Annotated in this window: 5 protein-coding genes; all 5 read right to left on the reverse strand. The window is 35.5% G+C overall.

Annotated features, from left to right (window positions below; genetic code table 11):
- Window positions 1–5: 5 nt before the first annotated feature.
- Window positions 6–1,970, reverse strand: coding sequence for a RagB/SusD family nutrient uptake outer membrane protein (locus PBT91_RS12200; RefSeq protein ID WP_270058743.1), 1,965 nt, complete (start codon window positions 1,968–1,970; stop codon window positions 6–8).
- Window positions 1,971–1,989: 19 nt separating this feature from the next.
- Entirely contained in the window at window positions 1,990–5,343 is a 3,354-nt protein-coding gene (locus PBT91_RS12205; RefSeq protein WP_270058744.1) for a SusC/RagA family TonB-linked outer membrane protein, read from the reverse strand.
- 318 nt (window positions 5,344–5,661) lie between these two features.
- Window positions 5,662–7,677 (reverse strand): aceric acid hydrolase, encoded by a 2,016-nt coding sequence (locus PBT91_RS12210; RefSeq protein WP_270058745.1) that lies wholly within the window; start codon window positions 7,675–7,677, stop codon window positions 5,662–5,664.
- Window positions 7,678–7,685: 8 nt separating this feature from the next.
- Window positions 7,686–10,097, reverse strand: a complete 2,412-nt coding sequence (locus PBT91_RS12215; protein WP_270058746.1) for a pectate lyase family protein — start codon at window positions 10,095–10,097, stop codon at window positions 7,686–7,688.
- 46 nt (window positions 10,098–10,143) lie between these two features.
- Window positions 10,144–12,489: a DUF5703 domain-containing protein gene (locus PBT91_RS12220; RefSeq protein WP_270058747.1), complete on the reverse strand. Its 2,346-nt coding sequence runs from the start codon at window positions 12,487–12,489 to the stop codon at window positions 10,144–10,146.
- Window positions 12,490–12,495 lie beyond the last annotated feature (6 nt).

Consider the following 12,495-nt stretch of genomic DNA (forward strand, 5'->3'; position numbering starts at 1 on the left):
GATTTTTATTGTTTCCAATTAAAAGTACCTTCTGCTCCAGAGGCATCTTTCCATCCAGTAGTCTGTTCCAACCAAGGATTTTGAGTTAAAACATTTGATCTAAGCCCCATAATGTAATAATGCTGTTTCCAGTCTATATTAACTTCATTGCCATTAACATTGTCAAAAGGAGTAGGCAGTTCGGCTAATTCAAAATTGTTTGAGTAAAAATCGGCTAACTCATCTAATTGATTTTTGAAATCTTCTGAATCTGGATCTACACCAAAATCTGTACGAACATCTTCAAGAGGATCCTCTGTTGTAGCATCTTGGCTATATTGAAGATAGTGACCAGTTCTATTGGTACCGTTTATTGGTTGCAGACCAAGCTTCTGGCAGGTACTATTATTTGCGCTGGCATCGTCGTTATAAAGCATCCATCTCTTTATGTCCCAAAAACGTTTACCTTCGTAAGCTAGTTCAACCCTTCTCTCATACAAACATGTCTTTAGGGCTTCGTATTTATCGGTTAGTTGACCTATACCATAATTATTACTAGAAGGTATACCAACTCGATCTCTAACTCTCCCTAAGTATTGAACACTATTATTAAGGTCACCTATTCCTGCATAAGCCTCTGCGATATTAAGGATCAATTCAGCATAGCGGTATTCTATAATATCTGTACCTGAATATTCAAATGAACTTTCATTGGATGCTTCTGGATTCGACATTTTTCGAACAAAAGCAGGACTTGCTACGCGATTATTATTACTAAAAGTTTCATTCCGGATATCACCTTCAATTTTAAACCAACGATAGGCCCAAACATAATTAGAAACAAGATCTGAGTCCTGTTTGTAAGTCCATTTACTTCCTGAAAATGCAAATGTTCTATAGAAACGAGGGTCTCTATCTAAAAAAAATAAAAAATCATCATAGCCGTTCGCTGTAGTTGCCATAGTTCCATCTGACATCGGAAACAGGTCTATCATTTCTTTTGGAGCCTCAAGACCTCCAGATCCTCCTTGATTAGTTAATCTAACATCATTTTCCCAAGAATTATTTAGAATTACTGGTGAATCACCACTACCTAAAAGTTGTACAACTATCGCTTCAGGGTTAAAGCTGTTATCGATCAAAAACATTTCTTCCCAATCTTTTGCAGAGTTGCCATATAAGCCATATCCAGCGGAAGAAAGCTCCGTTTCAGCCTGTAAACCTGCCTCAAGTGCTTGTTGCCATCGTTCGCTACTCTCCCAATTATTATTAAATAATGGGCTAGCATACGTTAAAAGTACTCTACACTTCTGAGCCAAAGCGGCTCCTTTTGTAAAACGACCATATTCACTACCATCCCAATTAGATGGAAGTAAAGACGCCGCCATATCAAGATCTGCAACAATCTGGTTTACCATTTCAGTAGTACTAGCTCTAGGGATTTTTAAACTTTCATCTTCACTTGCTTCTTGAACACTGGTTACTAAAGGAACACCGCCATAAATTTTCATAAGATCGAAATATTGTATAGCTCTTAGATAATAAGCTTGTCCTTTAATCCCAGCTCTAAAATCCTCATCCAATGTCTCTCCTTTTATATCTATTTCTTCTAACAACGAGTTTATATCTCTTATACGATGATATGGTTCATTCTTCAGTTTATTTTCTAATCGCGTACCGTAATATCCAGATCCTTCATCTGCGTTACTTAATGTAACTGTTGGATTTATAAGATCACTTATGCCGCCCATTTCTTCAGTAAGATTAGATTTATTGGACCATTCCGCAATTATGCTATTAACTGGAGATGTTAATCCTTGAAAATAATCATAATAGATATTGTTTAAATACCAATTTACTCGTTCTTCACTTTCATAAAAACTATCATCATATTGACCAAAATTCTTTTTTTCTTGAAGAAAATCATCACTACATGAGGAAAAAATTAATAGTAACGATAAATATATATAGATGTCTATTTTTGTTTTCATAAACTATTTTTTTGAATTATTAAAAGGACAGATTCAAGTTGAGTGACCAAGTTCTTAAAGTTGGATAATCCACATATGAATTGTCATACATATTTCTATAATTATCTGGATAAGGATTATTAAAATACCACAGATTATTACCAGTTGCTCCAATAGACGCACTTTGAACATTGATTTTTGAAAGTAACTTCTTTGGGATTTGGTATCCTAAGGTTAAATTTCTTACCATAGCGTTGAAAGTGTTTATCTGCCAGAAGTCTGAATTCGCACCAAATGAACTCGAATCATAAAATGCTAAGTTCGGATATGCGCCATCAACATTATTGTCTTCATCATACATATCTGTCCAGTAACTTTCATGTGCCCAGAAATTATGAGAAGAAGAGGTTCCCTGTTTTACCCGATCAAATTCCTGATAACTACCCCAAGATGTTGAAATTTGAGTTCTTACATAAAATCCTTTGAAATCGAACCTTAAATTAGTAGTAAATCCATATGATCGATTATTATCATCTAATTTCACATAATCAAGATTGTTATCGATTCTACCATCGGGATCGGCTTGCGTCTCATCTTCTGGATTAAAAGCTCCTCCAACATCTTCATAAACTAACATACCCTTTCGTAATCCATCCACGTCTGTAATTCCTAAATAACTTGGCTCTGTTCCAGATGAAGATGCATTAGAACTTAGATAATTCCAATAATTTTGAATATCTTCATCAGTTCTTAAAATCCCATCCCCAGTCGAGGTTCCTTTCCAAGTTCTAAATCCCCATGATGGAAAATAAAGAGAGGCACCCTCTTTGACTACGTTGTAAGATGGATGTTCTACAGCACCCTCTGGATATTTTTGAACTTCGTTATTTGAAAAACCGAAATTGACACCAATATTATAACTAATATCACTTTTTATATTATCTCTCCAATTGACAGCAAATTCTGCACCCCATGCATTTACTGCTCCGTAATTCTGTTCAGCAAAGCCACCTCCTATCGAAATGGGCACACCCGCTGTACTTGCCGTATTTACTAATAAATCAGTTGTCTTATCGTAGTAAAAATTTGTTCCCAAACTTAAACGATTATTTAAAACATTGATATCAAAACCTAAATTGTGCTTAATGGTTTTATCCCATCTTAAATCTCTATTGGGATTAAGTTTTGGAGATAATGCTCCGCCTAGCTCACCTCCATTGTTTCCAAATTGAAAACCTTTATCAACATAGATGTCGTAATATTGAACCCATTGCCATGGTTTTATGTTGTCTTTCCCAGTTTTTCCTACCGAATATCGGATTTTGAAAAAATCAACCCAATCTATATTGTTTTCAAACCATGATTCTTTAGACATAATCCATCCCGCTTGAAAAGAAGGAAAAAATCCCCAATAATTTTCTGGAGCAAATTTTGTTGATGCATCACTTCTAAATAAAAATTGTAGAAGATATTTATCTCTGAAACTATAGTTAACTCGTCCTAAATAAGATAATGTACCTGACTCTCCCTTAAAAGCTGTAGAGTTATCTGATAACGTTCCTGCTGTTTGGTTGGTGCCCAGATAATCTGAAGATGTATTCTCATAAGCTAATCTAGTCGATTTATAACTCGATTCTGAACGTTCCATAGATACCATGGCGCTAATATCATGTTCACCAAATGTTTGAGTATAATTAGCAAATAAGTTTGTCTGAGTACTTTCACTCCTAGAACTGTTATAAAATACTCTTGAATTACGCTGATTCTCTTCAATTTTATAATCACTATCCTCGGCCGCGCTAGCTAAATGATTCCCTTCACTATTATAATTTTTTATTCGAGCCAAAGTATAAGGCAATTGGATTTGCTCCGTATAATCGGTAAACTCACTTCTTGCGTAAGTTGCTTTTATAGAAAGTCCTTTAATAAATGGTACGTTATAATTTACAGAAGCATTAACATTATAAGAAAAATCTTCTGTAGTTTGTTTAGATCCATTGTTTAGTGTAGCGAAATAGTTCCATCCGGCTATAGTTCTGTTGGTGTTGGCGCTCTGAAGATTACGATCCGTTCGTGGAAAAGGAGACATATAATACTCTTCTCCATTTACCATTGTAGTTATAGGAATGTATTTTGGCATATGAAGTAAATATCCGTAATCACCCTGCTCTCCACCACCAGCTTTTGATCCATAACTGCTATCGTTTATATTAGCAGTAGCTTTTGTAAAAGATCTTTCCATATTTCCAGAGTTTCCAGATATCGAAGCTGAAATATCTAAATCACTTGAAATTTTCGCATTGATACCTGTTCTGAAATTAAATTTATCATAGTCTTGATCGCCTAAATTAGCTTCTTGAGTAAAGTAAGTTACACCTGCAAAATAAGTTGCCTTTTCAGTCCCGCCGCTTACATTTAGAGAATGTCTCTGCTGGAAAGCAGACTCCCATGCTTTATCCAACCAATCGTAATTCAGACTTCTCATTTCTGCTAATTCTTCATCAGAAAATAAATTAGCACCATCATTGTCTCGGTTATCAGCTTTCAAATACCTATTGTGAAAAACTCCATATTCATAAGCACTCATAGTTTTACTATGACTAATAGCATCATTTACCGAAAGCTGAGTATAATAATTAAAGGTAGGTTTACCTATTTGTCCTCTTTTGGTTTTTATGACAACAGCTCCTTGTGACGCCCTAGCCCCATAAATAGCTGCTGAGGCATCTTTTAAAATAGTGATACTTTCAATTTCAGAAGGGTCGAGACGGTTAAGAGTTTCTAAAGTAGGTTGATTCGTCTGTGGATCCACTTGTATCATATCATCAATCACAATAAGAGGTAATTGAGAATTTCCGTCTTTGGAGAAACCAAAAGTTTGACGTATTTGCAAGCTTGCTGCATCTCCAGGTCTTCGAGATCCCCCAGAAACTGATAGACCCGTAACTTGTCCTCTTAATGCTTCTGATAAGTTAGAAACCGGTAAATCTTGAACAGCATCCGGTTCTATTGATTCAACAGCACCAGTAATATTCTGTCTTTTTTGAGTTCCGTAACCAACCACTACTACATCGTCAAGTTGCTGGTTGTCATCTTCTAGAACAACATCTATATTGCTTTCGCCTCCAATGTAGCGCTCAGTGGTTTTCATTCCAATAAATGAAAAAACCAGCGTATCTCTACCATAAGCTCTAATGGTATAGTGCCCATCAAAATCCGTTACTACTCCATTTTGAGTACCCTTAACGAACACATTTACACCTGGTAAAATTTCTCCATCACTATCTGTAACATTACCAGATATTGTTCTTTGATCACCGAGATCTTGGGCATAAATGAGACCTGCACAGAAAAAAAGAAAAATTGTAAATACCTTTGTAGTTATTTGTTTCATAGGTATTAGATTTTTGTTATTAATAATTGTTAAAAAATTGTTAGTTAAAAAATTCAATCGATTTCGTAAATTTTCAAAGTTTAAATAAGATTAACAGTATTTACACTTTGTAAAACTCTATTTACTTAATTTAACTCAAATATATCTTAGAGTATTCTAAAACCTATCCTGCACTATACTGCTTATATCTTTTAAATCACCAATTTAAATTAACAAATTATCAGATTTTAAAATAATTACTTAGTAACCTAATAATATTACAGATCAAATTTAGTTTAGAAAATTTTTAAAGTTCTATAACAATTTTTTTAAGATTTATTAATGTTTAAGCCAGACGCTCATTTCTTCAAAATTGCGATTACCCCACGCATAATAGGGAATCATCTGTATATTAACTTCGGAAGCCTGTTCAGTATTCAAAGGTCTATATAATGTATTGTCCCAATCTTCTATTGCACACGTTGCTCTTGCATTCAATACCATCATTTTCCTATTATCGATAGAAATTAAATCTGATGCAAAATTAGTTTGCAAATCAAGACTCACCGAATTAACGCTTTGGCATAAATTTTCACTATTGGATTCCAAGCAATAAACTATAGGTCCCTTTTTTATTGCTACCTGTCCTTTTGCTGATTCAACTAATGGATTGGCGACCATTTTTTTTACGGGCATGGGTAAGTTCAAAACAATCTTATCTCCCGATTTCCAGTTATTCTTTAATTCCAAATAGGTTCCTGATTTGATTTCATCTGTATATTCTTTTCCATTAATTTTTACAACTGCATCACTGCTCCAGCCGGGAATGCGAAGATTTAAGGAAAAACTAGTTTTTGGAATTTTCTGTATATTAATTTCTATTTTTCCGTCCCATGGATAATTTGAAGTTTGGTCTATTATTATCTGATCTCCGTTTTTAGTTTTCGTATTAAGATGATTGCTTCCGTATAAATTAATATAAACTCCGTTTTCGGCTAGACTGTATGCATAATTATTAACTTCAGCTAGCGTTCTGGTTACATTTGGTGCACAACAATTTGATAACGTGATATAACCTTCTCTTTTACTACCCCACCTTTGATCGAAAGGCAGATCCCTAGAAACATTAAGTGGATTATTATAACAAAACTCTTCTCCTTTCAAACTAATTCCTGAAAGAACACTGTTATAAAGAGCCAGCTCAAGTATATCTGTATATTTTGCTTCTCCAGTGATCTGAAGCATTCTCCAATTCCATAATACATTACCAATATTTGCACATGTTTCATTATGCGCTGTAGCATTTGGCAATTGGTAAGGTCTACCATAAGCCTGATGAATTTTCTGTACTTCTGCTGGATTATATGAGGTACCATCTGGAGAAACCCCATCATACAATGCACCGCAAGCCCCGGTTATGTACATTTTACGATAAACAACATCTTCCCAAATAGACTTAAGGTTTTCAAGTAACTTTTCTTCCCCAGTTTCTGCGTATAAATCAGCAACACCTGCATATAAGTAATTAGCTCTTACAGCATGTCCCATAGCAACTGTTTGATCACGAAATGGGATGCGGTCCTGATTATCATCTGTTCCATCATCTGTAGTTCCACGGATATTGATTAAATTATTGGCCAGCTCTAGATATCTGGGATCTTTGGTTGTACGGTACATTTCTACTACCCCCATGTAGTGAGATGGACAGATAGCATTACGTGCTAATTCTGGTGATGCTTTCTTGTAGAAATCATAGAGATAATCAGCTACACCTTTCGCTATATTTAAAAAATCATTCTTACCGGTGGCACGATAATGAACGCAAGCTGCAGTCATGAGATGTCCCATGTTATACTTTTCAAATCCAAGCTGCTGTTGCAAATATTCTTCGCCAAGCGTTCCCCATTTTTCTTCAATTACTACGGGAGTATGAATATAGCCGTCTTCTCGCTGTGCTTTTCCTATCATTGCTATGGCTTCATCCATTTGCTTATTTAGATTCTCATCTTTCGTTAAAGCATAGGTTGCTGCCATTCCTTCAAAAACTTTATAAAAATCTCCGTCATGAAAAGAAGGGCCATCGTGCCTCCCCTTCATAAGACCTGCGGCAATTTCAAAGTTTCTATATGCATGAGTTATTTCTTCATTATGATACAATTTCCACATATATGGTAATGTATTATCTATTTCGACATCAAGCTGCTCTTTCCAGAAACCTTCTGTCCACTCAACATCAGCAAGTCCTACACTTTTTAATTTTGAGTAAGGACTTTCACTATTAGCCACCAGCCCCTTTCCCTGGCTAAAGCCAAATGTGGAAACTATAAGTCCAGCAAAAAAAATTATTTTATTCATAGATATCGTTATTGGATTAAAATATTAATCTTTCTAGTCATCGAATCTCCATCAGCATCGGTAACCTTGACCCGCAACACATGAAATCCTTTTTCTTTACTAGAAAACGAGATTATATCATTCTTGATTTTTGCCGAACCTTCAATCAAAGAATATTTAGGTGACTTTACAAAGCCCTTAAATAGATCTTTTGCAGAAATATCTATTTTCTTTTCGGCTTCACCAATATAATGCGGTTCAGCAAGCCAATTAAGATAATTTTCAAGTTCGGTAAATCCGTCTTTATTGCTATCTGAATTCGCTTCACTAAAATCTCCTTTAGCTGAATTTACATTTAAGCCTTTCGCCTTTTCCCACCAGTTTGGTAGACCGTCGTGATCTGTATCCCAATCGGCAGGTCTAGTTTCTTCGGGATATTCTTCCCATCCACCGGCGTCTTCTTCTGTATCGATCATACCGGCAAGTCCGCTAATACTACCCTTATATTTATAAGTACTATCTATAGTTTCCTGAATAATTCTTTTATCATGATTATCTAAAGGTAAATTAGATCCAACATCAGATAATACGATTTTATACGCCAAAGTAGCGGGTTGTGTTTCTACATAGGATGGAAAAAATGGCTCATCAACAAACGTTTCATAGTCTACAATTTCATCATTTGAAATTTTTGAGCGTCTTCCTTTTTCCTGATTCTCCAGTCCGAATGTTCCAGGCATCACATTACCTTTAAAATATGCCTTTTGAGAACCCAATCCTACTCCTTCATGATCCATGGTTAAAGCGAAAAATAAATCTGTTGAAGGTCCCGGTTTATAATAATTATTTACGAAATTAACTTCATGCGCACCACCATCGGTGGTTCTATGTCCCCAGTTGTAAACCACATTGTTTCGAATGTCTAGCCGACCCGCATAATATCCATTTCCCGTTAATCCGCCACCTAAACTCCAATTTCTTCCATAATTATGAGCCAGAAGATTATGATGAAAGCTTCCAATATCACCACCAATAGTTGCCGCATATCCATGCATTTTGCCTCCTTCATATTTTCCATGATCAGCAATATTTAAAGCTTCAGAGATCAAAGTACGCTGTAATGTAATATTATGTGCTCCTCTCGAACTAAAAGACTCGTCTATAGTCCAACTAATTGAACTATGATCAATAATGCTATGATTTGCACCGGTTAACCCCATACCATCATAGGTTCTTCCCGCTCCAATTCTAACCCGCAAAAATCGCAGAATACCATCATCCCCTGTTAAGCCTATTGGAGCTCTGGACATTGTAATTCCTTTACCCGGGGCAGTTTGCCCTGCAACGGTTACATATTTATCGCTAATCACCAAACGTGATTTTAATTCGATATTACCAGAAACATTAAAAACAATAGTTCTGGGACCATTAATTTCTTCTACGGCATATCTTAAACTACCTTCACCTTCATCATTTAGATTAGTAACTTCAACAACTTTTCCTCCACGACCTCCTATTGCAAATCGCCCGTAACCCTGGGCTCCTGGAAAAGCTAATTTTGCAGGTTTGAAGGACCAAACTTCACCTCGAGTTAAATCTCCATTTTCATCGATTTCATCTACCCTCCAATAATATGTTTGCATAGAATACAGATCGGATACTTCAAAATTATTATCGGTGAAATCACCTTGAAATTCTTCAGAATCTTCGGACGCCTCTATAATATTATCTTGATTAGTACCGAAATATAATCTATGACTGTTGATGCCGCTAGGAGATTTCCACTTTAAATTTAAATGGTCATCAATGACAACGTGCTCGTCAGAGTTTTCCGGAAATGGGCTTCGAGCCTGATTCATCATATTTTGACCATCCAGTTCAAATCCATTCAGAACTAAAATATCGTTTTCAATATCACTATTACTATCAACCTCGAAATTTATGGTAACTGCTTTATCATCCTCAACTTCAAATTTTATATAAGCCATGGCTGAATTAACAGTAGCATCAGTCCTATTTGATGGTTTCACCGTTTTTACTTTTTCGTTATTGACAAATATGCTAATCGGAGCAAAAGTTGTTGCCTCCGGACTATCGAAAGTATTATGAAAAGTAAGTAATGTGTGTTTTCCTTTTCTAAGACCAGAGATAGTCATGGTTAAAGATCCTTTAGCCACTAATCCATCGCTTACCAGCTGTGCATAATTAGGAGCTTGTATACCAGCTTTATACCAACCTGACTTAAGATCTCCTTCGAAAGTAATGCTGGTTTCATCGAAGGATTTTGTTAACTTTTTTTCTTCTCCAATAACCCATGATTTATATAAAGGATCATTAACTTCTTTGAGTCTCCTTCCATCAAAATCTAAATCTACTTTTAAAGTTCGAAAGTCTTTTTTATCTAGTGAAGTTTGTGCTTCACATGCCATATTCAGACTCATAACTAACATAAGTATAAGCTTAAAGCTTAACCTTTTACATCCTATATTATTCATTATCCAAGATTAATTTACTTTTTTCTTCTTCTGAAGATTCGTAAAGATTAATAATATTATTTCTCTCGTAATTTGAACTTATTTCTATAATTTCCGACACACCATTTTCTACCTTTGCCTCAACTGTTACATTACCTGGAGCGTGCATTTTAAAATGAACATTCCAGTGCTTGGGCCAGGCAGGGAAAAGTAAAATCTTGTCATTTAATGCTTGTAAAAGCATTCCCTGAAGTCCGATCATTCCCGAACCTCCCCAATTATGGTCTGGAACCCAATCAAAACCAGGTCCCCAAAATGCAGGAAATCTTCGACCTGAATTTGCTAATTTCATTTTGGTGAATCTAGCGGCCTCTTTGGTAAAGCCTAATCGTGCAGCGAAAATATTATCTTGTTTCCACCCAATATGACTTCTAAATTTTTTAGCATCGGGATCAAGTCTAAAAGTATTTCTAGCGATATCTAATTCGGGCTTACCAATTCCAAAGATTCCCCACGGAAATACAGGATATAATTGTGGAACCTCTGTATTATTCACTCGTTCCCAACTTTTGGCCGGAGCAATTACCTTTTTATCTGCTATTTCTCGAAAATTAAGAGGCGGTATTCTATTTTGGAATTCTTTTAAATATGATTTCTCAATATCAGATAAATAGTGCTTCGGTAAATCCAGAAGTTTTTCAGAAATGACCCTTAAACCAGCAATTGTTGAGTTGGCATTATAAGCCATTTTATAAGTTTCTGCTGCAGATCCTGGATAAAGTATCAAATCTCCATTAGCATCCAGTTTTTCACTTCCTCGTTTTCCTGCCAGATATTGATAATGCTCATCAAAAAATTGCAAACTACTCATCACCAATGTAATATACTCAGAGATGTCTATGTTCGCATAATAATGTTGATCGAGAATCATCATGCAAAATTCTAAAATAGTGTCCCATTGGTATTCGAGCCAGGCATTGTATTGCATTCCAGGATCGTAATCTTCAGGGCGATTCCAATTGTATTCAGAGGGATTTGGTAGTCCATAATTCTCAATTTGCTCAGTAAAAGACGCCCCCTTATGATTCCAGTACACTATAGAGCGTAATTTGGCATTTTTCAGTATACGCTGGTAAAATTTAAATTGTGGAGTCATCATTTCAAAATCACCACTTTTCAACATGGGAAAATAAACCAGACGTTGATTTTGCGCAGTCATAGTTCCTCCACCCCAATTCCTGAAATCTGGCGTAAATTTATACGTAGAATCAACATAAGCTGGATCGTAAGTAAAAAGACCTCCATTAAATTTGGTTGGATATTCCCCATAAGCATTACATCCCAGCATATATCGAAATAACTGATAATTCTGTCCTATTTGAAATACAGAATCTTTTTTTGTTGAATTTGTTTCCTGAACGTAGATCCAACTACGATCCCAAAATGCATTCCACCAATCCTGCGATTTCTTTGCTGCTCGGTTTTTATCTTTCTTATATTCCTGAACAGAATTTAACAACGCAGACTTCCAATTTTTAATATTTTCTGTTTGTTTCGTATACAGCTGAATTTGGATATTTTGATTCTTTGATGGCTTTTTACTTTTTAGCCGAAAACCTTTAAAATCGGTATCCTGATAAACTCCTTCGTAGATTCCAGCAGGCTGGAAATTCGAACCGTGAATAAGTCCGCCAAAAGTGAGATTTCTTAAAGGATTCGTCATCTGATCTTTGACAGATTCCATCTTCTGCTGTTTGACAGCTACATCAAAAACAGTACTATAACGATTTCGATGATAAAAAAGAATCTTTTCCTCATGAAAAAATATAGAATCTGCATATGTAATGATTTTTCCTTGTGGCGCCCATTTATAAGAATTGGCATTATTCGCTTTTCCTTTTACTTCTCGATCGTGATAGCGCCAGTTTTCATAATTTACCGATGCTTCAATTTTTGTAGAACTTTCAATATCCATGTGAATTACAGGATTAAAAACATCTACCCAGAACTTTATTTTGGTACTACTCTGGCTAAATTCCAAAAAACCATTATTCAGCTTTAATTCTTGTTTAAAGCCTTCTTCAGTACTAAACGGATTTGGTTCTAATTCCAATTTCAAGCGACCTAATTTTAGAAAAGTATTATGCTCATCAAAGGTTCCGCTTCTCGAGAAATACGCATATATAGATCCCTTTTCTACCCAAACATTCATTCCTATATCACCACCACCAACTGGCATAGATTCTGAACTATTATTACTTTGTGACGTCCAAATAGGATTGTAATCCGCTAACTCAGGAATTTGCGCATGTAGGATAAAACAGGCCAGTGAAAGTATGATGAAAAAAAATTGTTTCATTTTGTA

This window comes from Zunongwangia sp. HGR-M22, from assembly GCF_027594425.1.
Taxonomy (GTDB): domain Bacteria; phylum Bacteroidota; class Bacteroidia; order Flavobacteriales; family Flavobacteriaceae; genus Zunongwangia.